Genomic DNA, 22,780 nt, shown 5'->3' with positions numbered 1-22,780 from the left:
AAGCGAAACCCCATGGCGTTCCGCGCGGTAGCAGCGCGAGGAACGCAACAATGAAGCGAATGCTGATCAACGCCACGCAGGCAGAAGAACTGCGTGTGGCCATCGTGGACGGCCAGACCCTGTACGACATCGACATCGAGCAGCCGTCCAAGGAACAGAAGAAGTCCAACATCTACAAGGGCCGCATCACCCGGCTCGAGCCCTCGCTGGAAGCGGCCTTCGTCGAATACGGCGGCGAGCGCCACGGCTTCCTGCCGCTGAAGGAAATCTCCCGCGATTACTTCCAGGCCGGCGTCGACCACAACAAGGCGACGATCCGCGAACTGCTGCGCGAGGGCCAGGAAGTCGTGGTGCAGGTGGACAAGGAGGAGCGCGGCAACAAGGGCGCGGCCCTGACCACGTTCATCTCCCTGGCCGGCCGCTACATGGTGCTGATGCCGAACTCGCCCAGCGCCGGCGGCGTCTCGCGCCGGATCGAAGGCGAGGACCGCGCCGCGCTGAAGGAAGCGCTGGACAAGCTGAACATCCCCGACGACATGGGCGTGATCATCCGCACCGCCGGCGTCGGCCGCGATGCCGAAGAACTGCAGTGGGACCTGGACTACCTGCTGCAGGTGTGGAAGTCGATCGCCGAGGCCGCCCTGGCCAAGCCGGCGCCGTTCCTGATCTACCAGGAATCGCGGCTGATCATCCGCGCCCTGCGCGACTACCTGCGCGCCGACATCGGCGAGATCCTGGTCGACACCGCCGAGATGTACGGCGACGCCCAGGAGTTCATGCAGCAGGTGATGCCGCAGAGCCTGCGCAAGCTCAAGCACTACACCGACGACATCCCGCTGTTCAACCGCTTCCAGATCGAGTCGCAGATCGAGGCCGCCTACGAGCGCAGCGTGCGCCTGCCGTCCGGCGGCTCGATCGTGGTCGACCAGACCGAGGCGCTGACCGCGGTGGACGTCAACTCCTCGCGCGCCACCAAGGGCAGCGACATCGAGGACACCGCGTTCCAGACCAACCTGGAGGCGGCCGAAGAGGTCGCGCGTCAGCTGCGCCTGCGCGACCTCGGCGGCCTGGTGGTGATCGACTTCATCGACATGGCCTCCAACAAGCACCAGCGCGAGGTCGAGAACCGCCTGCAGAACGCGCTCAAGTACGACCGCGCGCGGGTGCAGATCGGCCGTATCTCGCGTTTCGGCCTGCTGGAGATGAGCCGCCAGCGCCTGCGTCCGTCGCTGGGCGAATCCAGCCAGATCGTCTGCCCGCGCTGCGACGGCCACGGCCGCATGCGCAGCGTCGAGTCGCTGTCGCTGTCGATCATCCGCGTCGCCGAAGAGCACGCGATGAAGGAGAACACCGGGCAGGTGCTGGTGCAGGCCCCGGTGGAGATCGCCAACTACCTGCTCAACGAGAAGCGCCGCGCGCTCAGCGAGATCGAGAAGCGCCACGACGCGCCGATCGTGATCGTCGCCGACGAGCAGTTGCACACCCCGCACTACGAAGTGACCCGCCTGCGCGAGAACGAGCTTGGCGAGGAAAGCACCAAGCCGAGCTACCAGCGCGGCACCCCGCGCAAGCTGCCGGTGCACGCGCTGACCAAGGCGCAGTTGAACATCCCGGCACCTGCGGTGACCAATGTGAAGCACTCGCAGCCGGCCCCGGTGCGCGAAGTGGTCGAGGAACCGGTGGCCGCACCGGCACCGACGCCGGTGGTTGTGCCGGCCCCGGTCGCGCCGCCGGCCACCGGCGTGGTCGGCTGGCTGAAGCGCATCTTCGGCGCCGGCGACAGCCCGGCCCCAGCCCCGACCGCCGCCGAGCCGGCCCAGCGCCAGCGCCCGCAGGACGGCAACCGCAACCGCAACGACCGTGGCGATCGCAACGACCGTAACGCCCGCCGCGACGGCAACCGCAACGGTGGACAGGGCGGCAATGCCGCCCGCGGCAACGGCAACAACGGTGGCGGCAACGCGCGCCGCGACGAGCGCCGCGCCGGCAATGGCAACGGTGGTGCCGCGCCCGCCGGGCAGCAGAACCAGCAGCCCAAGGCGCCGCGCAACGAGCAGGCCGCGCAGCAGGCCAAGCCGCAGCAGCAGCCGCAAACACCGAAGCCGCCGAAGCAGCAGCCGCAGCAGCCGCAGAACCCGCCGCGCCAGCCGAAGCCGCAGCAGGAGCCGGCGCAGGCCGCCGCGCAGGGCGACAAGCCGCAGCGCCAGCCGCGCGCCGACGAGGCCGTCGCCAAGCAGCAGGCCGCGCCTGTCGCGACCGCTCCGGTGACGCCGGCGCAGGACGCCACCATCCTGGCCGCCGCGGCGGTCGCCGGTGGCGCGATCGCCGCGACCCAGGAGCCGGCAGCCGCCGTCGAGGCCGCCACCCCGGCACCGGTGCAACCGGCACCGGCCGCCGCAGCAGACAGTATCGATGCGCGCGAAAGCGCCGCGGAAACCGCGCAGGCCGTGCCCGCTGGCGAAGGCGCCGAGGGTGAGGACGGCACCGGCGACGCCGGCGGCCGCCGCCGTCGTGGCCGTCGCGGTGGCCGCCGCCGCCGCCGTGGCAATGGCGAAGCCGGCGCTGCCGGCGATGCCAGCGGACTGGACGATACCGACCTGGATGCCGGCGACAGCGACAGCGATGGCGAAAGCGCGCAGGCGCCGAGCCGCAGCCAGCCGGAGTTCGACTTCGACGACGACGCTGCCACCGACGCGCCGGCGCCCAAGCCGCAGCCGCCCGCGCAGGAAAAGCGCGAGCCGCAGGAAAAGCGTGAGCCGCGTCGTGAGCGTGCAGCCGCCGCCAGTGCACCAGCACCGGCCGATGACGCAGCCCAGGCCCCCGCGCCGATCACCGCCGACCCCGTGCCTGCGCCGGCCACCGCGCCGATGCAGCCGGCCGCTGCCGATGCCGTGATCGCATCGTCTGCGCCGACCGCGCCGACCGCTGCAGCGCAGGGCGTCAGCGCTGCAGCCGTGGCCCACGCCGATACGGTGGTGGCTGCGGCACCGGCTCCGGTCGCCGCGACCACGCCGGTTGCGCAGGAGACGGTCGCCGCCGAGCACGCAGCAGCGCCATCCGCGCCTGCAACCCCGGCCGTCGCGCCGGCTGCGCCGCAGCATCCGCAGGCGGTCGCGACGTCCGTCGAGCAACCGACCGCCACCGCCGTCAAGGCGCCGGTCGTGGAGCCAGAGGCCACGGATGCCACGGCGACGGTCGAGGATCCGGCGAGCGTGACTGCGCCGGCGACGGCTACCGTCGCGCCGAGCGCGGCGCCGACCGCCGCGCCCGCCGTTTCCGCGGAACCTGGTGCCGAGGAAACCGCGCCGGTCAAGCCGGCCTACGCACCGGTGCAGACCACCCTGCTCGACGCCTTCGCCGAGGCACCGGCGCAGGTCCCGCAGAGTGACGACGCAGCGGCCGCGGCGCCGACCGAGCCTGCATCGGCGCCCCCGGCGAGCGACAGCAGCGCCGCGGTCGCCACGCCGGCCGCGCCGACGCAGGCGCAGGTCGCGGCTGCAGACGAGGCGGACAAGAAGGAACGTGCCGCCGCGGCTACGCAGTCCGCAGCGCATGCTCCGCATGCCGCGGACAAGGCGGACGGCGACGAGCACAAGGATCGCGGCTGATCCACGCGCGTTCCGTTGCAGCAGGGAAAAGCGGCCTTCGGGCCGCTTTTTTCATGGGCGGTGGGAAGCTCGCGCAATGCGGTAGTTCAAGGCGATCGCCTGCATGGCGAGATCTTCAGCGCATCCTGCTCGCGCTGCCATCGCGTAGGAGCGGCTTCAGCCGCGACAGGCATGACGGGTCATGCTGTCGCGGCTGAAGCCGCTCCTACGAGAGCAAATGGTCGCGCACGTGATGCGTGGAAGGCGGCGACTGGAGTTGTCCTGAAGATGCCCCAACACCTGCACGCCCACGTCGTTGCAGGCTTGCTGCAGCAGCGCCTGACGCATGCGCGAAGAGCGCCTGCAGCCTCCTCCACCGCGCTTGCGCCAAGTGATGCCGCGGCGGCACCCAGCCATCCCGACCGCGGCACTCGCGAAGGCACGGGACCTCGGCGAAGCCGGCGAACGCTTGGTCGCAGTCGATCTACCATGAACAAGTCCCCTCGTTCGTGCAGGCAAAACGCAAGAGCGGCCCGAAGGCCGCTCCCATGCAATCCGGCCAGTCCCGGCGATTACAGCGGATGCGCCGGATCCAGCAATCCGTATTGCGTGGCCAGGCGCGCCAGGGCGATGTTGTCCTGGATCCCGACCTTCTCGAACAGCCGCGCCTTGTGCGTGTTGACGGTCTTGGCGCTGAGGCTCAGGCGCTTGGCGATGTCTTCCTGGCGCAGGCCGCGGGTCAGCAGCAGGGCCACTTCCAGTTCGCGCGGCGACAGCGCGTCGAACGGCGAACCGCCGCCTTCCAGATTGGCCAGCGCCAGGTTCTGCGCGATGTTGGCGCCGAGGTAGCGCTTGCCCATCGCCACGTCGCGCACCGCGCGCAGCAACTCCTGCGCATCGCCGGCCTTGCCGACGTAGCCGGAGGCGCCGGCTTCCAGCAGGCGCTTGGGCAGCGGGCCGTCTTCCAGTACCGAGACGATGATGACCTTGGTGCCGTGGTCGCCCTTGACGATGCGCTCGGTGACTTCCAGCCCGCTGACGCCAGGCATGTGCAGATCGCACAGGACGATGTCCGGCTTCAGCTGCCGGATCTGCGGGAGCGCATTTTCGCCGCTGTCGGCCTCGCCGACGATCTCGATATCCGTTTGATTCGACAGGATCAGCTTCATGCCCGTCCGGACAAGAGCGTGATCGTCGACCAGAAAAACCCTGATGGCCATCTCGTATAACCCCAACGCAGCGGATACCGCACCATCCAGACTATCTGCGTGAATTATTCAGGGCAAGACGAATTCGTAGACAAACGACGACGCTTCACGGGGTGCTCATTCGCACCTCGCGAAACGTCATGATGGCGTCATCAAAAACCCTGCCGAGCTTACTCAAGGCTCGGCACGCAGGGTCGAGTGACCTGCCTGCGCTTTCCTCGGAAGGCGCGCGACGGTCCCTGCGTCAGGCCGAGGCCAGTATGCTGGCGCGGAGGGAAAAGCGTTATCAGGACAATCCTGATCTCACGTCAGAATTATCTGACCCTCCCCCTTCCCGCTCCCGGACACTCCCCACCGCGGATTCCCGGACAGACCCGGCGAAATTTTCCGACAACCGGCTTGGGAAATGGCCGACGCGCGCCATCGCACCTGGTACGACCACGACGCGCTTGGCCGCCTGCGGCACACTGTCCAGATGAACACGATCCGCCCCTACGTCACTCAGGACCACGCCGCCTGCCTGGCGCTGTTCGACAGCAACGTCCCGCAGTTCTTCGACCGCAGCGAACGCGCCGCCTTCGAGCGCTTTCTCGAACACGACGTGGGCACCTGGCACTACCTGGTCATCGTCCGCGCGGGCGCGGTCGTGGCCTGCGGCGGCCACGCGCTGCGCGTCGACGGCCGCGTCGCCAGCTTCGGCTGGGGCATGGTCGACCGCCGCCTGCACCACCAGGGCCTGGGCCGCGCCTTGACCGAGGCGCGGCTCGACGCCTGCAGGCGCAGCGCCGGCGTGACGCGGATCGAACTGGACACCAGCCAGCACACCCAGGCGTTCTATGCGCGCTTCGGCTTCACTGTCGAACGCGTCGTGGCGGACGGCTACGGTCCGGGGCTGGACCGATGGGACATGGCGTTGGACCTGGACTGCGCGCGCGGCTGAAACCGATCGCGCCTCGCAACGCCGTCAGGCAGCGAGCGCATAGCGACGGCAGTGCTCCAGATAGCCGGCCTCGTGGTGGCCGGCGAGCGCGACCACGCTCTCCCAGAGCCACGACGGTGCGTCGATGGCCTTGCGCCGATCGGCGTTCAGCAGTTCTAGCCACCCGGCGCGCGTCCGCGGCTTCATCTGCCGCGCATGCGCCTTGCCGACGACGAAAGCGAGATAGCGTGCCGAGCGCACCGCCTCGGCGTGATTGAACTGGTCGACTTCGAGTTTCAGATCGCGCGGCGAGAGTTCGCGAATGAACAGCGAGCGGCCCAGCATGTGCACCGGCATCATCCTGCTGCCCAGGTAGGGCGACAACGCCCGCGCCGCGGCGGTGACACGCTCCGCGTTGTCCGCCGGCATCCGCGCATCGGGCGCCGCCGGCGCGATCGGCGCGACCGCCTCCTTCAGATCGACCAGCGCATAGGACCAGTGCCCCTTGCCGGTTTTCAGGGCGACGATCGCCGCGTAGCGCAGCAGGCCAAGCGAACTGCAGCCCTTCATCCAGTACGCCGCATCGACCAGGCGCACTTCGCGATCCTTGGGTTTCCCCTTCAGCGACAGCACCATCTGCGCCACCTTCGGATCGGCGAACAACCGCTCCAGCGCCTCGCGCTCTTCCGGCGCCAAGGCCCAGAACTTCTCGCCCAGCGGGATGCGCGGCTCCACCGCCTGCAGGCGTTCCTTGGCCAGATGCCGCCAGCGCCGGCCGAAGGCCTCGCGGCGGATGCTGCGCACGGTCTCGGGTTCGGCGCCCGGATGTTCGCGGGTCGGGTCGGCGATCGCGGCGCCATAGCCGTCGATCATCGCTTCCATCATCCGCGCCGTGGTGACGCCGGGCAGGTCCGAGCCGCGCGCCGCGGTGGCCAGCGACAGGCCCAGGCGGATCAGATCGTGCGCGGGGTTGCCGATCACGCCCTGGTCGAGATCGCGGATCTGGATCTCGACACGCCCCTCGCCGTCGGCGATCGGGCCCAGGTTGCCGAGGTGGCAATCGCCGCAGATCCAGATCGCCGGCCCCATCGGCACGCGCCGCGCCGCTGGCGACGCCGCCAGCCATTCGTAGAACCTGGCGGTATTGCCGCGCACGTAGGCGTGGGCGGAGCGGGCCATCTTCAGGGTGCGCTTGTCTTCGAGAATCGCGGGGCGTTCGGCGAGGCTTGGCATGTCGGGGAGAACCGAAACAATGGGCGTGGGGGTCACGCGCGGCGGCGCAGACGCTAGCAAAGCCGAGCGGAATGGTCCGTGCACGGCGGCCGCGGCGGCAACGCGTTCTGCTGTCGCCGGATCACGCGCTGTCGACGCGCGTGCAACCGCGCGGCGACGTCGCGCGAATTAGCGGGTTTCTCTGTTCCGTTGCAGCCGCTGAGCGAGCCTGCAGCGATCGGTTCGTCCGCTTCCCCCGTGCCGCTGCGGCGCCAGGTACGCGTCGGCAGCGAACGCCCGGCGTCGACGTGATCTTAATCACGCCCCCGGCTATGCTCCGCGCACCTCACATAACTTAGGGAGAAGTTCATGCGCCTGACCGTGCCGGCAACGCTTGCCGTGTGTGTGCTGCTCGCCGCCTGCAGCAAGGGCGGCGACAAGAACGGCGACAACGTCGCCATGTCCAACGCCTCGGTCGCCGACGTGGCCAAGGTGCAGGCGGCCAAGCTGCAGCCCGGCCAATGGGAGATGCGGATCGAACAGGTGAGCAGCGAGACCAGCGGCGGTTCCGGCAACATGCCGCAGATGCCGAAGATGCCGCCGAGTACCGCCAAGGTGTGCCTCACCGCCGAGCAGATCAACGATCCTGCCAGCCTCTTCGGCAGCGCCTCGCCGATGCAGAAGAACTGCGTGTACGACACCTTCAGCATGAAGGACGGCAAGATCGACGCGAAGATGCATTGCACGATGGGCGACATCAAGGTCGCCGGCACCAGCACCGGCACCTTCAGCGCCACCGAGATGGCCTCCGAATCGCACTCCACGATCACCGGCCTGCCGGGCGGCATGTCGATGAAGACGCACATGAAGATGGATGGCAAGCGCCTGGGCGAGTGCCAGCCGGGCGACATCAAGGCCGGCGACACCAAGGCACCGGCTGCCGGCTGAACATGCTTGTCCCTTGAGGGCGGCGCCCGGCGGCGCTTTCCGGGAAGTCCCTGCCTTGTTCAACACGCCGCGACGGTGACCTGTCGCGGCGTTTTTTCATGGGCGCGTCCACGCGCTTGCAGAGGCTCGATCCACCACTGACCACGCGCGACCGCGCAGCGAAGGCAATGGACTGTTAATGCCTGGTTGCAGGCGGATCGGCTGAATGTAGGTCGCCCACGCCAGTCTCCACTCACGGCACCGCCGCCCTTTTGCGGGCGAACCGTGCCGAACCACAACCAACAGGAAACACCGTGCGTAACGCCCTTCTCGCCACGCTGATCGCGCTTGCGGCCGCCCCCGCCATGGCGAGCGCACATACGCCAGCGCCGGACTGTCACGCGGTGATGCTGGCCGCAGTGCAGGACGACATGCACAACACCTGGAACAAGGGCCAGACCGTGCCGGTGGACATCGCGCGCGACACGCCGTCGGGCGGTGCGTTCTGCACGCATGGCGGCAGTTGCCTGCCGCGCAAGGTCGCCGGCCACGAGGCGGTGCGCCTCGCCGATTGCAAGATCGGGCCGTCGATCGGCGATGGAGACTCCCGATTGATTGCATTGCCGCGTGCGCACAAGCGCTGAATCTCCGACGTGCGCCAGGAGTGCCGACCATGAAACTGCGATTGCGACTGGCAGCGCTGTGCTGCCTCGCGTTCGCCTGCGAGTCCGCAGCGAACGCACCACCCCCGATCCGGGTCGCGGTCTATCGCGGCGCTGCCGGCTGCGACGACTGCTCCGAAACCGCCAAGGACGCGATCGAGGCGCTGAGTCCGCAGTACAAGGTCGACATCATCGGTCCGAAGGAGGCGCAGGACGTCACGCCTGCCACCCTGCGCGGGTACGCGGTGTATGTGCAACCGGGCGGCGGGCAGGACATTCCGGCCGCGCTGCAGGCGATGGGCGAGCGCCGCATCGCCGCCATCCGCGACTTCGTCGCGCAGGGCGGCGGCTATCTGGGTCTGTGCATGGGCGCGTATCTCGCCGACGACACCAACATGGGCCTGATCGGCGACGATCTCGATGGCGAGGTCGGGCGACCCGGCTTTCCCGTCACCACCATCGATGAGGAGGCCGTCGCGGTTCGCTGGAAGGGCCGGCCCGACAGCGTGTTCTTCCAGGACGGCCCCTACTTTCCGCAGAGCACCCAGGGCGGCTTCCGCGCGCTCGCCACCTATGCCAATGGCGACGTAGCCGCGGCCCGTTACAGCTTCGGCCGCGGCACCGTCGTCCTCAGCGGCCCGCATCCCGAGGCAGACCGGAGCTGGTTCGAACAGGCCGAGATCCCGCTGGACAGGATGCCCAGGACACCGGTGCTGCGTGCACTGTTCGACGAATTCGCCACGCGCTCGTCGCAACCGTCATCTGTCCCTGCCGACCGCTAGAGGCAGAAGCCCCGGACAGGCCGGACTACTTCAACGCCCGCCAACTGCGCCCGGCACGGAACGCACGCTCCAGCGTCGCCGCGAGCAGGCAGATCTTCAGCGTCTGCGGCAGGATGCCGTCGCCCGGATCGCTGGGCGTGCCCAGCACCACCGACAGCTGATTGGCGATCGCCTGCCACATCACCTGCGGGTGCGGGCCGATCAGCCGGGTCAGGCCCATCCAGGCCCAGGCCGAGGCCCAGTCTAGGGCGCGATACAGCACGATCAGCGTCACCAGCGCCGCCAGTCCGGTCGCGCCGGCCAGTTGCACGCTGTTGGCCGCGGCGCGATAGCGCGAGACGGTGCCGGCCCAGAAATGGCCGATGAAGTCGCGCAACCACGTCGGCAGTTTTCGCCACAGCCCCAGCGTGCCGTCGACCTTGCTCGACCACTTGGCGGGCGCATTCCATTCGGTATTGTGGACGTCGTAGCGGTAGATCAGCGCGGCCAAGGCCAGCCATACCACCGGCAACAACGCGGAAAAGAAGATCACCACCAGCGTGTCCGCCACGCCCGGTGGTGCCTGCTCCACCGCGGCAGCCAATGCGGCGTGGGCGACGCCGATCGGATGGCTGATGCCCTGCCAGAGTTGCTGGCCGAGATCGGCGATGCGCAGATGCGCCAGCCAGCGGAACACCCCGCCCTTCCATTCGGTGAGCACGTACATGCCGACGAAGGTCCAGCCCGCCTCGCACAGCACGATCAGCACGTTCCAGGCCGGATGTGCGCTGCGCTGCTTCTGTTTTTTCGCCGCGCGCCGGATCAGCCACAGCAGCGCCACCGACGCCGACAACCACCAGCCGCCCGACACCTCGAACAGCGACCCGCGGTAGGTCGGATCGAACGGATTGAACTGCCCCAAGCCCTCGCGGCCGTAGGCGCGAATGGTCTCACCGAGGAAACCCCAGGCGGCGTAGTAGGCGAAGAACGGCACCAGCGCTTGCGAGACGATGGTAGACAGGCGGCGCCAGCGCGCCCTGCCCTCGTCCTCTGCTGCCGTCGCATCGGCCTGTTCGGCCAGCGCCGCGCTGGCGATCCCCGGCAAGGCCGGGCGCAGCGTTTCGAACAGCAAGACGAAGATCACCAGCTTGACCAGCACCACCAGGGTCAGCGACAGCAAGCCGGCGAGCCGGTTCTGATAGCCGATCCACACCGCGGCCTGCAGCAGCAGTTCGTTGAGCAACACGCCGGCCAGCGCCACTGCAAGCAATTGCGGCAGGTAGCGGAACCACAGCCGCAGCGTGTCGCCGATCAACCCCAGCGGCCCGCCGCGCAGCGCCACCTCGGTCATGGCGTTGCTCCTCTTGCGAAACGCAGGTAATGCGGACGACCGCCGCGCGTGCTCACGGTAAGTTGCAGCTGCGCGGCCACCGCACGCGGCACCAGATAGTAGCCGTCGATCGCCAACGGCACGCCCGGCTTGGCCGCGGACAAGGCCAGCCCATCACAGGCCACGCCGGGTGGTTCGCCCGGCTTGGCCAGGGCGCGCTGCAACAGGTCCGGCACGGTGTCGATTGCAGCCCACGACCGGCCAGTGCCATCGACCAGCTTGAGTGTGCAATCGCTCCATTGCGCGCCGGCGGCGCCGGGCACCAGCGACAGGCGCGTGCGCACGAAGGTGCGATCGGCGGGCAGACCTGGCTCGAACGGCAGCACGTCGACCGATACCAGTCGGACGGCGGCACCGTCGTACGCAGTGGTCTGCGCCATCGCCACCTCGACCGGTCGCCATTCGCGCGCATGCAGCAGTTCCCGCGCATCGCGCCAGCCGGTCGCAGCCATCGTGCACGGCAACAGCACCAGCAGCGCCGCCAGGGCGAGCCAGCGCATGCGCCGCTCGGAAACGGCCGGGGCCACATCGCGGTCAGAGGCGTGCATGCAGCGCATCCAGATCGAGCACATCGGTGACCGCCGCTGCGGGCGGGAGCGGCGGATAGCGCACCTGCGCCTCGGCCGTCAGCTGCGGGTCGCGGTCTTCCGACAGCAGCAGCGTGCCGCCGGCCCTCGCGAGCGCGGACGGCAGTTCGAACACCAGCACGTCCTTGCGCTGCAGCCCGGGCTGCAGCGTCTTGATTGACGACAGCACCGCGTCGCCCATCTCCGCGCGACCACTGGCGCGGTAGCGGCGGCCGTCGGGCGTCGCCCAGACCCGGCCGTACACGCGTGCGGTCGCACGCGCGACCTTCGATCGTACCGGCACCACCAGCCACACGCCGCCACTATCGCGCTGCTGCACCGCGCCCGCCGCCTTGAAGCGGAGCGTGCGCGCGAGTTGCGGCGTGCCGGCGTTCACGGCCAGATTGTCGGTCTGCAGCCAACCGCCCGGCGCCCCGGACACCGCGATCGGGCCGGTGATGCGCTCGTAGCGCGGCATCGTCCAGCGCATCCCGGCAAGCAGCACGAAGCCGAGCAGCAGGATCGCGATGGCGGAGAGCCGCTTCACGGCGCACCTGCCGGCGCGCCGGCGCGCGATGCGCCAAGCGGCAACTCCACGACGCCGACCGGATGCGGATCGGTCCATAGCGGCTGCGCGTAGAGATTGTCGAAGGCCTTGAAGGTCCTGGCGGTGATATCGAAGCGCAGGCGCCCAGCCACCTGTTCCGTCGCCGGATAGGTCCAGACCAGGGCGATCTGTTCCGGCAGGCCCGGCTGCAATTCGGTGGTCGCCGCGCGATCGCGCACGAGATAGGCGGTCGGCCGTGCATCGGCGCCGCGCGGCGGCGCCTTCAACGCCACCGCCTGCACCAGCGAGCCGCTGGTCTGCGTGGTGCGATTGGTGGCCTGCAGATACAACACGATCGCCTTGCGACCATCGCGCGACAGGCTGTCGCCATTCGGTAGCCGGTCACTGGTCTCGACGTGATCGAAGCGCAGCGACCACTCGCCTGCGGCAACGTCCTTGCCAGCCTGCAGCGCGGGCGGCACCGGCACCTCCTTGGCCTCGAACAAGCCGATGCCCCACCCCACCACGATCGCGGCAATGCCACCGATCCCGGCCAGCATCCGTGTCCGCCACTGTCCTAGAGACGCTTTGCTCGCCAAACCGGGTGACCCTATTGGAAGCTCGGCCGGACGGTAGCACCGGGTTGCGAAGACGTGCAACTCGCAGCTGAATGAAGAGAAAAGTACCGCGTCCGCACTTTAGATCCTACTTTCAGACCTGCTTGCAAATGCTCAAGCGAGAGATAAGGCGCTTATCGCGGATCTCGCGGCGCGGATGCCTAGTCTGAGCGCTTGAAATCGGGGCTAACGTCATCTCGCCCGAGGGCCGATGGGCGCGCTTTCATCAGCCACTCGGCCACCAGCAGATTCGGTAGCCAGCATAACCAGGCAATTGCCCGATAGGCCACGACAAATTCGATGCCCAAGACAAACGTCGAGAAAGGCAGGTAAAGACGCAGCGTCACCGCAGACAGGGTCAAGGCGAACGAGCGCATCATCCAGCGCCGATGCTCAGCCAGCCGACCTGTCAGAACCTTGCGCAGCGCGATGGCCGTTGTCGCCATCCACGCGATTCCAAGTGCGCCGAACCCCGCGCCGGCGACAGGCCCGGTGGAGATCCCGGCAGCAAGAAACAGGGCGGAGAGGCCTCCGACCATGCAACACGCGACATACACGCGTCCGGTCGCCCGATGCCACCCCGGGTGACGCAGACGAAGACGGCGAACGAACTGGAGTGGCCCACAGAGCAGCGCCGTCGCGGCGCTGGTCGCGTGCACGATCAACCATGGATGCACGTGCCGGTTGGCTGCGACCCCAGGTGGCACCGGACCTCGGTCGAACAGATACCGATAGGACAGCAGGGCGACCGTGCCGCTCAACACAGCGAGCACGCCCCATGCATAGCCCGACCGTCTGGATTTCGCTGTCGTGCTTGCCTGCGACCGATACGCCGAATGCATCATGCTGCTCCCTGGAGTGACAAATGCGGCCATGGGCCGGATTTCAAGCCGCGGCATGTCCACCACGTCCTTCAAGTGCAACACTATCGGTGCCGGGCAGCCGAGCCCATGTTCGATCGTCGAAACCTCTGTCGCTATCGTCCAGACATGACCGACCCGCTTTCCGACATCCTCACCCTCGTTCAGCTCGACTCGTATGGATTTCGCGGGTTGGACGCTGGGAGCGACTGGGGACTGCGTTTCCCGCCAGCCGACGGCATCCGATGCTTTGCCATCGATTCGGGGGAATGCAGGATCGTGCTGCAGGACGCCCACACTCCTATCGCCTTGGAACCGGGTGATGTGATCCTTGTGCAAGCAGGAGCCGCCATGCAGCTGTACGCAGGCGCCCCCGTGACGTGGCAGGACGCCATCTCGTTCCTGACACAGGTGCCGCCTGGCCACGTCGCTGAACTCAATGGCGGCGGGGTGTGTCGAGGCATCGGGGGCTTCTTTTCGTTGCGCGGCCAACAGGCTGCGGCCATCCTTTCAGCCGTACCGCCGGTGGTCCACATTCGGTCTCAAGATCACAAGGCAGCGCTTCAAGCCAGCGTACGGCGCCTCATCGTCGAACTGCGCGAACCTCGGCCAGGCAGCGATCTGCTCGCTGGACACCTTGCGCAGGCGCTCTTGATCGAGGCCTTGCGCGCACATCTGGAGACAGGCCAGCAGCAGATGGGATGGCTGGCCGCGCTCGGCGTACCCTCGCTCCATCGTGCCCTGACGGCCATGCACGCGAACGTCAGCCATCGGTGGACGGTCGCAGAATTGGCCGCCGCCGCGCGGATGTCGCGCTCCAGCTTCGCCGCCCATTTCGAGCGCGTCACCGGCGAGACGCCGATGGATTATCTGACCCGGTGGCGCATGGCCCTGGCGTCTCACCGTCTACTGACGTCGACGCTGTCGGTCGGTGCGATCGGCATGTCTGTCGGTTATTCGTCTGAAAGCGCGTTCGCGGTTGCATTCAAGCGCAACTTCGACGCATCGCCCAGCCAGTATCGCGCGCAATCGGTGGCGGTCAAGTTCTGACGGTGTGGATGTCTTTAGGACGCAAACACTGCGGAGCTCCCACCGCCCTAGATCAACGCAGGCGTCCCGCCCTTGGGCTCCGCACACGCCATCACGCCTTGACCGCCAGTGTGGCGGAGAGAGTGGGATTCGAACCCACGGAAGGTTTGACCCTTCGCCGGTTTTCAAGACCGGTGCCTTAAACCGCTCGGCCATCTCTCCGTTTGCGAACGCGGCAGTAACCAACAACCACCGGCACGGGCGCGCATTTTCGCACGCCCGCAGCGGTTTTGCTCGGCCGACCTGCGCGGCCGGCGTTCGATCAACCCGCCTCGACCGCCATCGCACCCAACGTCGAGTGCCGCGCCTTGGTGCGCTCGGGGCAGTTGCCGCCGCAGTCCAGGCGCGAGGCTTCGATCTGCCTCGGCAGGTGTTCGGCGAGGAAGTCGATGAACACGCGCACCGCCGGCAGCAGGCCGCGGCGCGAGGCGAACACGGCGTGGCAGATGCCCTGCGGCAGCGACCATTCCGGCAGCACCACTTCCAGTTCGCCGTTGCGCACGGCTTCGGCGCAGACGGTCTCGGGCAGCAGGGTGATGCCGAAGCCGTCCTTGACCATCGACTGCAGCAGCGGGAAATCGAAGCCGGCCACGCGCGGCTGCAGGTCGACGCGGCGCACTTCGCCGGCCGGGCCGTGCAGTTCCCAGCGCTGCCGGGCTTCGTCCTCGCTGATGCTGAGGGTGACGTGCGAGGCCAGCTCCTCGGGATCCTTGGGGCGGCCGGCGCGGTCCAGGTACTTGGGGCTGGCGACCAGCAGTTCCTGCACCTGGCCGAAGCTGCGCATCACCAGGCTGCCGTCGTCGTCCAGGCGCGAACGCACGCGCAGGGCGACGTCGTAGCCTTCGTTGATGATGTCGACGCGGCGGTTGCTGATGTTCAGTTGCAGCCGCACCTTGGGGTACTGGTCCAGGAACATCGGCAGCAGCTTGGGCAGTTGCATCTGCGCCAGCGACACCGGCACGCTGACCCGCACCAGCCCGCGCGGCTCGGCGCTGAGCCGGTCGACCACTTCGCGCGCGGCCTGCGCCTCGGCCAGCATGGTCTGGGCGTGGCGGTGCACGCTCATGCCCAGGTCGGTGACGGCGAAGCGGCGCGTGGAGCGCTGCAGCAGGCGCACGCCCAAGTCGCTCTCCAGCTGGCTGATGCGGCGACTCAGCCGCGACTTGGGGATGCCCAGGGCGCGCTCGGCGGCGGCGAACCCGCCGTGGTCGACCACCATGGCGAAGTAGTACAGATCGTTGAGGTCGTGCATGTTCTTTCGATATTTAGAACGATGGGGACAATCGGATCCGGTTCATTCTACTCCTACAACGATTTGCGCTGCAGGGACGCCGGTCGCGCTCGCGCGGTGGCTCAGGCACAGATAGAGACGGACGCAGGGTAACCCCGGCTTGGCTAGCGCGAAGTGATGGGGACGGGAGTTCGGCGCACGCGGAACGTCGCTGCGGCGAGTACTGCAGCGGGCAATGCATGCGAACGCCCTGCCCCGTCCGGGTCGAATACCCACTTGTGGCGCAAGGCGGTGCACTGCCCGCATCAGGACAATCTGCCTGAGCGCAGGGACGGACAGGGGGTGCGTCGCCGCAGCAACGGCGACGCGAGGCGCGCCCGAGGCGGATGCCCCGGGCTGGGCGGCGATCAGCCGATCCGCTCGGCCCCGCCCATGTACGGGCGCAGCGCGTCGGGCACGGTGATCGAGCCGTCGGCGTTCTGATAGTTCTCCATCACCGCGATCATGGCGCGGCCGACCGCGGTGCCGGAGCCGTTGAGGGTGTGCAGCAGTTCGGGCTTGCCGGTAGCCGGATTGCGCCAGCGCGCCTGCATGCGCCGCGCCTGGAAATCGCCGCAGTTGGAGCAGGAGGAGATCTCGCGATAGGTCTGCTGCGAGGGCAGCCAGACTTCCAGGTCGTAGGTCTTGCTGGCCGAGAAGCCCATGTCGCCGGTGCACAGCAGCATCTTGCGGTACGGCAGGCCGAGCGTCTCCAGCACCACTTCGGCGCAGCGGGTCATGCGCTCGTGTTCGGCGGCGCTGTCCTCCGGGCGGCACACGCTGACCAGTTCCACCTTCTCGAACTGGTGCTGGCGGATCATGCCGCGGGTGTCGCGGCCGCCGCTGCCGGCCTCGGAGCGGAAGCACAGCGAGTGCGCGGTCATGCGCAGCGGCAGGCGCTCGGCCTCGACGATCTCGTCGCGCACCAGGTTGGTCAGCGAGATCTCCGAGGTGGAGATCAGGTAGCGCTTCTGTTCGCCCAGCGCGGTGGCGAACATGTCTTCCTCGAACTTCGGCAACTGGCCGGTGCCGTACAGGCTGTCGGCGTTGACGATCACCGGCACGTTGGTTTCCTGGTAGGCGTGCGGGCCGGTGTGCAGGTCCAGCATGAACTGCGCCAGGGCGCGGTGCAGGCGCGCGATCGGCCCGCGCAGCACGGTGAAGCGTGCGCCCGACAGCTTGGCCGCGGACTCGCCGTCCAGCCAGCCGTGGCGCGCGCCGAGTTCGACGTGGTCCTTGACCTCGAAATCGAAGCTGCGCGGGCTGCCCCAACGCTGCAGTTCGACGTTGTCCGCTTCGTCCTTGCCCACCGGCACGTCGGCCTGCGGCAGGTTGGGAATCTCCAGCGCCAGCGTCTCCAGTTGCGCGCGGATCTCGTCCAGGCGCTGCTCGGAGGCCTTCAATTCGTCGCCGAAGCCGGCCACTTCGGCCATCAGCGCGCTCGCGTCCTCGCCCTTGGCCTTGGCCTGGCCGATCGCCTTGGAACGGCTGTTGCGCAGGCTCTGCAGTTCCTGGGTCCGCACCTGGATGCGCTTGCGGTCGGCCTCCAGGGCCTCCAGGGCGGCCACGTCCAACGCATAGCCGCGGCTGGTGCGCAGGCGCTCGGCGAGGTCGGCGGGCTGTTGGCGAAGCAGAGCGGGATCGAGCATGGGCGCGGTGTGCCAGGGGAACGAACCAAGGATTATCGCCTGTCCGCCGCGGTTTTGCCGACCCGCACCCGTCGCGGCGCGCGATTCACCGCGGCTATGCCAGAATCGTGCGGTTCCCCACGGTGAGCCTCATGTCCACGTCGCCCTCGTCTTCCAAGCCCGGCATCGTGCTGCATCTGCCGCGGCGCCTGCTCGCGATCGTCGGCATCGCCTTCGTCGCCGGCCTGCTGCTGTTCCTGGTGGTGTGGCTGGTCGGACGCAAGGACAACGATTTCTACAAACCGCAGCCCGCGCAGCAGGTGCAGCAGGACACCGAACAGGTGAAGCCGCTGCCCGAGCCTCTGCCCGCCGGCAGCGCCGCCAGCAGCATGCCGCAGGCCAAGCCGGCGCCCGCCGGCGACGCACCGAAGCTGGTGGAGACCGCGACGACCCCGCCGCCGACCACGGAAGCACAGGCTCCTGCCGCAGGCAGCGATGGCGCCGGCAGCACGGCCACCGCCCTGGCCCCGGGCGACCGCCCGGTGCCGCTGGAGGGACAGACCCCGCCGCCGCGCTATCCGCCGGCGGCGCTGCGCCGCGGCGATGCCGGCACCGTGGTCGTACGGGTCGAGGTCGATGCCAGCGGCGCGCCCGCCGGCGTGGCCCTGGTCCGGCGCAGCGGCTCGCGCGATCTGGACCGCGCGGCGATGGAAACCGTGCGCCGCTGGAAGTTCCGCCCGGCGCAGCAGAACGGCCGCGCGGTACCGGCCAGCATCGAGATCCCGTTCGACTTCAAGCCGGGGCCGTAACCGAAATAACTGAACCGCCGCCCGGATGCGCCGGCGGCGTTCACACGGGGGTGACACTGCAGATACGGGTCCTGGGCGACACTGGTCCCGCACACCCACGGCACCGGAGCTGCCGCCATGCCCACCCCCTACAAGTCGACACAGCCGATCCATGCGTGGAAGCGCTCTTCCGCGCGGCCGGCTGACCGCGGGGAGCGGCATGCGCGCGCCGACCGCGGCTCGCCCTGGGCGTGGATGGTGGTGATCGCCCTGGCGCTGGCGGTCGCCGGCTGGTGGCTGGCGCTGGACCGCGACGACGACAGCGGTGACTACCAAGCCTCGTCATCGACCCCTGCCAAGGATCCGCCGCGTCCACAGCCGACGCACTGATTTCCCGACTTTCTGACCTGTTTGCTGCGCCGGCCGCGCTTGCACGCGGCCGCTGCGGTGCGCTCGCTCAGGCGCTGCGCAAGCCGAAGCCGGCGCCGCGCGCCAGCGTGTCGAAGCCCGGAAACGACGTCGCCACGTTCGCCACGTCCTCGATCCGCACCTCGCCCTGCGCCAGTTGCCCGGCGATGGCGAAGGCCATCGCGATGCGATGGTCGCCGTGGCTCTCGATGGTCCCGGCCCCCAGCGTGCCGCCGTGGATGGTGGCGCCGTCCGGGGTTTCGTCGACGACGATGCCCAGGCTGCGCAACCCGGTGGCCATCGCCGCCAGGCGGTCCGATTCCTTGACCCGCAGTTCCGCCGCGCCGCTGACCACGGTCTGGCCGTCGGCGGCGGCCGCGGCGACGAACAGCGCCGGGAACTCGTCGATCATGTCCGGCACCACGTCCTCCGGAATCCGCACACCGCGCAGCGGCGCGTAGCGCACGCGCAGGTCCGCGACCGGCTCACCGCCGTGCTCGCTGTGGTTGTGCTCGACGATGTCCGCGCCCATCAGCCGCAGCGCCGCCAGCAGGCCGGTGCGGCGCGGATTGAGCCCGACCGCCTTCAGGGTGATGTCCGAGCCGGGAATGATGCTGGCGGCGACGATGAAGAACGCCGCCGAGGAGAAGTCCGCCGGCACGGCGATATCGGTGGCGCGCAGGCGCTGGCCCCCGCGCAGCCGCGCCTGGCCCGGCGAGAACGCGATGTCCACACCGAATGCGAACAGCATGCGCTCGGTGTAGTCGCGGGTCGGATGCGGCTCCTGCACCGAGGTGACGCCGTCGGCGTAGAGCCCGGCCAGCAGCACCGCCGACTTGACCTGGGCACTGGCCACCGGCGAGACGAAGTCGATGCCGCGCAGCGGCTGCCCGCCGTGGATGCGCAGCGGCGGCACGCCATTGGCCTCGGTGTCGATGCGCGCGCCCATCAGCGCCAGCGGCTCGGTCACCCGCCGCATCGGCCGCTTGGACAGCGACGCATCGCCGACCAGCACGCTGTCGAACGGCTGCGCGGCGAGCAGCCCGGCGAGCAGGCGCATGCCGGTGCCGGCATTGCCGCAATCCAGCTCGCCCTGCGGCGCCTGCAGCCCATCGACGCCCACCCCATGCACGATGCGCTGCGACGGCGACGGCGTCTCGATCCGCACCCCGAGCCGCGCGAAGATCGCCGCCGTCGAACGCGTGTCCTCGCCCTCGAGAAACCCCTCGATCCGCGACGTGCCATCGGCCAACGCCGCGAACATCACTGCCCGGTGCGACACCGACTTGTCCCCCGGCACCGTCAGCGTGCCCTGCAGCGCAGTGCCGCGCGTTGCGATCCAGCCTTGCTCGTTGCTCATCATCGTTCCTGAAAGTCCAACCACCCGAAGATCCACCATCACCCGGCGACATCGGCGCCGCTACAGCGCGCTTGCGCTGCTGCCACGACGCTTACACCAAGTCAGCCACCGCCGTTGCTGTTGCTGTTGTTCCTGCTGTTGCTGTTGTTCCTGCTGTTGCCGTTGTTCTTGCTTTCGCTGTTGCTCTCAATCCCCCGTGAGGGCTGGCGGACACGACGGGTAAAACCCCGTGAGGGGCGACGCGCAGGATGCGCGTCGTTTTCGGCAGGCACATGGATGTGCCTTCCGAAAATTCCCGTCGTGTCCGCGGACCCCGCGCGCAGCGCGGGGCAGCCCGCCCGGGGGTGTGTTTCTTTTGGTTACTTTTCTTTGCACAAGCAAAGAAAAGTGACTCGCGCGTCAGCGCGAAAGCTGTTGCGGTTAGCTGTTGCCGTTAAAGCAGTTGCTGTTGAAAAAAGAGTTCATTTCCCCGGGAACGCCCCGTCGCGGCTGAAGCCGCTCCTACAAGAGATGCCCATCTCCTCGTAACCAAAGCAGCCCGCGACGACAGGGCCGACACAACCGCGCAACCAACTCAAGGCACCGCCACCGGATACGACCCCAACACCTTGATCTGCGCCGAATGCGCCTTCAACTCCGCCAACGCCAACTTCATCGCCTCATCCTCCACGTGCCCCGCCAGATCGATGAAGAACCCGTATTCCCACTTCGCCTGATGCGACGGCCGCGACTCGATCCGGTTCATGCTGATCCCATGCCGCGCGAACGGACTGAGCACATCGAACAGCGCACCCGGCTTGTCATGGATGAACACCAGCACCGACGTGCGATCGTGCCCCGACGGCGGGAAGATCTGCCGCCCGATCACCAGGAAGCGCGTGGTGTTGTCCGCGTCGTCCTCGATCGACTTCATGATGACCTTCTTCAGCGCATACACATGCGCCGCGCTTTCCCCGCCGATCGCCGCCGCATCGTCGGCATTACGCGCGCGGCGCGCGCCCTCGGCGTTGCTGGAGACCGGAATCTTCTCCACCTTGGGCAGGTTCGCGCGCAGCCAGCCGGCGGTCTGCGCGAACGACTGCGGATGCGCGTAGATCCGCTCGATCGCGTCCAGCCGCCCACTGCGCGAGAGCAGGAACTGGTGCACGCGCAGCTCGGTCTCGCCGCAGATCTTCAGGTTGGAGGTCAGGAACATGTCCAGCGTGACCTGGATCGTGCCCTGCCCCGAGTTCTCCACCGGCACCACGCCGAAATCGGCGTTGCCGCTTTCCACTTCCTGGAACACTTCCTCGATGGTGGCCATCGGCAGGCCCACCGCCGAGCGGCCGAAGTGCTTGAGCACCGCCTGCTGGCTGAAGGTGCCTTCCGGCCCCAGGTAGCCGATCTTCAGCGGCTCCTGCTGCGCCAGGCATGCGGACATGATCTCGCGGAACACGTGCACCAGCACTTCGTCGCTGAGCGGCCCCTGGTTGCGGTCGACCACCATGCGCAGCACCTGCGCCTCGCGCTCGGGCCGGTAATAGTCCACCGCCGCGGCGAGCTTGCCCTTGGCCTTGCCGACCTGGTGCGCGAACTGCGCGCGCTCGGCGATCAGCGCCTGGATGTTGCGGTCGATCTCGTCGATCTTGGCGCGCACGTCGGCCAGGGCCGGCGTGGCGGCGGGTTTCGCGGACTTGGCCGGCTTGGCGTCGGCGGCGGGGGATTTCTTCGGCTTTGCGGCCATGGATCGGGGGTTCCTCGGTGGTCCGGATCGCCGCAGCGACCCGGTTGCGGCTGAAGCCGCTCCTACAAAAATCGGCGACTCAGCCGTGGCGCTGCTGGAAGTCGCGCATGAACGCAACCAGTGCCTGCGCACCGGCCAGGGGCATGGCGTTGTACAGCGACGCACGGATGCCGCCGACCGCCTTGTGGCCCTTCAGCGCCAGCAATCCGGCCGCCTTGGACTCGGCGACGAAGCGCGTGGTCAGGGTCTCGTCCGGCAGGAAGAACGGGATATTCATCCGCGAGCGCACCGCCGCCGCGACTTCGTTGCGATAGAAGCCGCCGGAGGCGTCGATCGCCGAATACACCAGCGCCGACTTGGCCTGGTTGCGCGTGGCGAATGCCTCCACGCCACCCTCGGCCAGCATCCACTTGAACACCAGCCCGGCCAGGTACCAGTTCCAGGTCGGCGGGGTGTTGAGCATGGAGTCGCGCGCCACGTGCGAGCGATAGTCGAAGATGTCTGCGCGCGGCTGGCCGGCGCGTTCGAGCAGGTCGCGGCGGATGATCACCACCGTGACGCCGACCGGACCCAGGTTCTTCTGCGCACCGGCATAGATCAGCGCGTACCTGGAGACGTCGATCGGCTCGGAGGCGATGCTGGAGCTGAAGTCGGCGAACAGCGGCACGTCGCCGACGTCGGGCGTGTCGCGGAACTCCACGCCGTGGATGGTCTCGTTGGCGGTGATGTGCACGTAGGCGGCATCTTCGCGCAGCTGCCAAGCCGCGCGCGGCGGGATGTCGCGGAAGCCGTCGGCCTCGCTGCTGGCGGCCACGTGCACGTCGACGTAGGGCCCGACCTGCTTGATCGCGGTCTTGCCCCAGTGCCCGGTCACCACGTAGTCGACGGTCTGCCCGGGCGCGGCGAAGTTCAGCGCCAGCAGCGCCTGCTGGGTGGTGGCCCCACCTGCGAGGAACAGCACGGCATAGTCGTCGGGAATGCCGATCAGCCGCCGCAGGTCGGCGTCGGCCTGTGCCGCCACCTCCATGAACTCGGCGCCGCGGTGGCTCAGCTCCACGATCGAGGCGCCCACGCCGTTCCACTCCAACATCTCCGACTGCGCCTGGCGCAGGACCGATTCCGGCAAGGCAGCGGGGCCGGCACTGAAATTGAACGCGCGCGTCATGGGGCACCTATCGGACAGGACCCCTAGTATGCCGCAGCGCAACAGCTTGCGGTCCGGGCAATTTAGGTTGCATTTGCATCCATTCGCCCTGCG

General features: G+C 68.5%; 20 protein-coding genes and 1 tRNA gene. 8 read left to right on the top strand and 13 right to left on the bottom strand.

Translation table 11 applies throughout. From position 1 onward, the window contains the following. Positions 1 to 50 precede the first annotated feature (50 nt). Complete coding sequence (locus J7357_RS03480) at positions 51 to 3,608, top strand: Rne/Rng family ribonuclease (RefSeq protein ID WP_209244844.1); 3,558 nt, start codon at positions 51 to 53, stop codon at positions 3,606 to 3,608. Between the two features lie 551 nt (positions 3,609 to 4,159). Here the strand turns inward: J7357_RS03480 and J7357_RS03475 are convergent. Continuing rightward, the gene (locus tag J7357_RS03475; RefSeq protein WP_010342586.1) at positions 4,160 to 4,807 is read right to left on the bottom strand and encodes a response regulator; all 648 of its coding nucleotides are present in this window, start codon (positions 4,805 to 4,807) and stop codon (positions 4,160 to 4,162) included. Between the two features lie 463 nt (positions 4,808 to 5,270). Here J7357_RS03475 and J7357_RS03470 point away from each other — a divergent pair, with 463 nt between their 5' ends. Continuing rightward, positions 5,271 to 5,735: a GNAT family N-acetyltransferase gene (locus J7357_RS03470; RefSeq protein ID WP_209244906.1), complete on the top strand. Its 465-nt coding sequence runs from the start codon at positions 5,271 to 5,273 to the stop codon at positions 5,733 to 5,735. 24 nt (positions 5,736 to 5,759) lie between these two features. On the opposite strand, the gene J7357_RS03465 is transcribed toward J7357_RS03470, so the two are convergent. Then, positions 5,760 to 6,947, bottom strand: a complete 1,188-nt coding sequence (locus J7357_RS03465) for a DUF2252 family protein (protein ID WP_209244843.1) — start codon at positions 6,945 to 6,947, stop codon at positions 5,760 to 5,762. Between the two features lie 348 nt (positions 6,948 to 7,295). Between J7357_RS03465 and J7357_RS03460 the strand changes: the two genes are divergently transcribed. The 3 genes from J7357_RS03460 (at position 7,296) to J7357_RS03450 (ending at position 9,297) form a co-directional block, all read left to right on the top strand. Beyond that, positions 7,296 to 7,874: a DUF3617 domain-containing protein gene (locus tag J7357_RS03460; protein WP_010342580.1), complete on the top strand. Its 579-nt coding sequence runs from the start codon at positions 7,296 to 7,298 to the stop codon at positions 7,872 to 7,874. A gap of 293 nt (positions 7,875 to 8,167) precedes the next feature. Next, entirely contained in the window at positions 8,168 to 8,497 is a 330-nt protein-coding gene (locus tag J7357_RS03455) for a hypothetical protein (protein ID WP_209244842.1), read from the top strand. A gap of 29 nt (positions 8,498 to 8,526) precedes the next feature. Beyond that, positions 8,527 to 9,297 carry a BPL-N domain-containing protein gene (locus tag J7357_RS03450; protein WP_209244841.1) on the top strand — a complete coding sequence of 257 codons (771 nt, stop codon included), beginning with the start codon at positions 8,527 to 8,529 and terminating at the stop codon, positions 9,295 to 9,297. Positions 9,298 to 9,322: 25 nt separating this feature from the next. On the opposite strand, the gene J7357_RS03445 is transcribed toward J7357_RS03450, so the two are convergent. The 5 genes from J7357_RS03445 to J7357_RS03425 all read right to left on the bottom strand — a co-directional run bounded on the left by J7357_RS03445 (position 9,323) and on the right by J7357_RS03425 (position 13,304). Then, entirely contained in the window at positions 9,323 to 10,627 is a 1,305-nt protein-coding gene (locus tag J7357_RS03445) for a hypothetical protein (protein WP_209244840.1), read from the bottom strand. Then, entirely contained in the window at positions 10,624 to 11,214 is a 591-nt protein-coding gene (locus J7357_RS03440) for a hypothetical protein (protein ID WP_244667197.1), read from the bottom strand. The genes J7357_RS03445 and J7357_RS03440 overlap by 4 nt, the downstream gene beginning before the upstream one ends. Further along, positions 11,201 to 11,779 (bottom strand): hypothetical protein, encoded by a 579-nt coding sequence (locus J7357_RS03435; RefSeq protein WP_209244839.1) that lies wholly within the window; start codon positions 11,777 to 11,779, stop codon positions 11,201 to 11,203. The genes J7357_RS03440 and J7357_RS03435 overlap by 14 nt, the downstream gene beginning before the upstream one ends. After that, positions 11,776 to 12,438, bottom strand: a complete 663-nt coding sequence (locus J7357_RS03430) for a hypothetical protein (protein ID WP_244667196.1) — start codon at positions 12,436 to 12,438, stop codon at positions 11,776 to 11,778. The genes J7357_RS03435 and J7357_RS03430 overlap by 4 nt, the downstream gene beginning before the upstream one ends. Positions 12,439 to 12,557: 119 nt before the next feature. Further along, on the bottom strand, positions 12,558 to 13,304 hold the full coding sequence (locus tag J7357_RS03425; RefSeq protein WP_343237386.1) for a DUF2306 domain-containing protein: 747 nt from the start codon (positions 13,302 to 13,304) through the stop codon (positions 12,558 to 12,560). Positions 13,305 to 13,385: 81 nt separating this feature from the next. Between J7357_RS03425 and J7357_RS03420 the strand changes: the two genes are divergently transcribed. Next, complete coding sequence (locus J7357_RS03420; protein ID WP_209244837.1) at positions 13,386 to 14,306, top strand: AraC family transcriptional regulator; 921 nt, start codon at positions 13,386 to 13,388, stop codon at positions 14,304 to 14,306. A 111-nt stretch (positions 14,307 to 14,417) separates the two neighbouring features. On the opposite strand, the gene J7357_RS03415 is transcribed toward J7357_RS03420, so the two are convergent. The 3 genes from J7357_RS03415 to serS all read right to left on the bottom strand — a co-directional run bounded on the left by J7357_RS03415 (position 14,418) and on the right by serS (position 17,264). Next, positions 14,418 to 14,507 (bottom strand) — tRNA-Ser (locus J7357_RS03415). 100 nt (positions 14,508 to 14,607) lie between these two features. Continuing rightward, positions 14,608 to 15,597, bottom strand: a complete 990-nt coding sequence (locus J7357_RS03410; RefSeq protein ID WP_017914466.1) for a LysR family transcriptional regulator — start codon at positions 15,595 to 15,597, stop codon at positions 14,608 to 14,610. A 386-nt stretch (positions 15,598 to 15,983) separates the two neighbouring features. Beyond that, positions 15,984 to 17,264 (bottom strand): serine--tRNA ligase, encoded by a 1,281-nt coding sequence (gene serS / locus J7357_RS03405; RefSeq protein ID WP_010342571.1) that lies wholly within the window; start codon positions 17,262 to 17,264, stop codon positions 15,984 to 15,986. Positions 17,265 to 17,395: 131 nt separating this feature from the next. On the opposite strand from serS, the gene J7357_RS03400 reads away from it, so the two are divergent. Continuing rightward, complete coding sequence (locus J7357_RS03400) at positions 17,396 to 18,052, top strand: energy transducer TonB (protein WP_209244836.1); 657 nt, start codon at positions 17,396 to 17,398, stop codon at positions 18,050 to 18,052. Between the two features lie 117 nt (positions 18,053 to 18,169). Continuing rightward, positions 18,170 to 18,421, top strand: a complete 252-nt coding sequence (locus tag J7357_RS03395) for a hypothetical protein (protein ID WP_209244907.1) — start codon at positions 18,170 to 18,172, stop codon at positions 18,419 to 18,421. Between the two features lie 67 nt (positions 18,422 to 18,488). Here J7357_RS03395 and aroA read toward each other — a convergent pair whose 3' ends face one another. The 3 genes from aroA to serC all read right to left on the bottom strand — a co-directional run bounded on the left by aroA (position 18,489) and on the right by serC (position 22,687). Next, entirely contained in the window at positions 18,489 to 19,802 is a 1,314-nt protein-coding gene (aroA, locus tag J7357_RS03390; protein WP_209244835.1) for a 3-phosphoshikimate 1-carboxyvinyltransferase, read from the bottom strand. A 571-nt stretch (positions 19,803 to 20,373) separates the two neighbouring features. After that, positions 20,374 to 21,522: a prephenate dehydratase gene (pheA, locus tag J7357_RS03385; protein ID WP_209244834.1), complete on the bottom strand. Its 1,149-nt coding sequence runs from the start codon at positions 21,520 to 21,522 to the stop codon at positions 20,374 to 20,376. Between the two features lie 79 nt (positions 21,523 to 21,601). Next, the gene (gene serC / locus J7357_RS03380) at positions 21,602 to 22,687 is read right to left on the bottom strand and encodes a 3-phosphoserine/phosphohydroxythreonine transaminase (RefSeq protein WP_209244833.1); all 1,086 of its coding nucleotides are present in this window, start codon (positions 22,685 to 22,687) and stop codon (positions 21,602 to 21,604) included. Positions 22,688 to 22,780: the final 93 nt, after the last annotated feature.

This window comes from Xanthomonas sp. D-109 (genome assembly GCF_017746095.1).
Classification (GTDB): Bacteria; Pseudomonadota; Gammaproteobacteria; order Xanthomonadales; family Xanthomonadaceae; genus Xanthomonas_A; species Xanthomonas_A sacchari.
This window is presented reverse-complemented; position numbering and strand designations above follow the sequence as displayed.

What these genes read in the sequence shown, in the direction of transcription:
- serC (WP_209244833.1), bottom strand. Translation starts at nt 22,687, where the DNA reads ATGACGCGCGCGTTCAATTTCAGTGCCGGCCCCGCTGCCTTGCCGGAA.
- J7357_RS03460 (WP_010342580.1), top strand. Translation starts at nt 7,296, where the DNA reads ATGCGCCTGACCGTGCCGGCAACGCTTGCCGTGTGTGTGCTGCTCGCC.
- pheA (WP_209244834.1), bottom strand. Translation starts at nt 21,522, where the DNA reads ATGGCCGCAAAGCCGAAGAAATCCCCCGCCGCCGACGCCAAGCCGGCC.
- J7357_RS03440 (WP_244667197.1), bottom strand. Translation starts at nt 11,214, where the DNA reads ATGCACGCCTCTGACCGCGATGTGGCCCCGGCCGTTTCCGAGCGGCGC.
- J7357_RS03400 (WP_209244836.1), top strand. Translation starts at nt 17,396, where the DNA reads ATGTCCACGTCGCCCTCGTCTTCCAAGCCCGGCATCGTGCTGCATCTG.
- J7357_RS03410 (WP_017914466.1), bottom strand. Translation starts at nt 15,597, where the DNA reads ATGCACGACCTCAACGATCTGTACTACTTCGCCATGGTGGTCGACCAC.
- J7357_RS03465 (WP_209244843.1), bottom strand. Translation starts at nt 6,947, where the DNA reads ATGCCAAGCCTCGCCGAACGCCCCGCGATTCTCGAAGACAAGCGCACC.
- aroA (WP_209244835.1), bottom strand. Translation starts at nt 19,802, where the DNA reads ATGATGAGCAACGAGCAAGGCTGGATCGCAACGCGCGGCACTGCGCTG.
- serS (WP_010342571.1), bottom strand. Translation starts at nt 17,264, where the DNA reads ATGCTCGATCCCGCTCTGCTTCGCCAACAGCCCGCCGACCTCGCCGAG.
- J7357_RS03420 (WP_209244837.1), top strand. Translation starts at nt 13,386, where the DNA reads ATGACCGACCCGCTTTCCGACATCCTCACCCTCGTTCAGCTCGACTCG.
- J7357_RS03475 (WP_010342586.1), bottom strand. Translation starts at nt 4,807, where the DNA reads ATGGCCATCAGGGTTTTTCTGGTCGACGATCACGCTCTTGTCCGGACG.
- J7357_RS03470 (WP_209244906.1), top strand. Translation starts at nt 5,271, where the DNA reads ATGAACACGATCCGCCCCTACGTCACTCAGGACCACGCCGCCTGCCTG.
- J7357_RS03480 (WP_209244844.1), top strand. Translation starts at nt 51, where the DNA reads ATGAAGCGAATGCTGATCAACGCCACGCAGGCAGAAGAACTGCGTGTG.
- J7357_RS03445 (WP_209244840.1), bottom strand. Translation starts at nt 10,627, where the DNA reads ATGACCGAGGTGGCGCTGCGCGGCGGGCCGCTGGGGTTGATCGGCGAC.
- J7357_RS03395 (WP_209244907.1), top strand. Translation starts at nt 18,170, where the DNA reads ATGCCCACCCCCTACAAGTCGACACAGCCGATCCATGCGTGGAAGCGC.
- J7357_RS03450 (WP_209244841.1), top strand. Translation starts at nt 8,527, where the DNA reads ATGAAACTGCGATTGCGACTGGCAGCGCTGTGCTGCCTCGCGTTCGCC.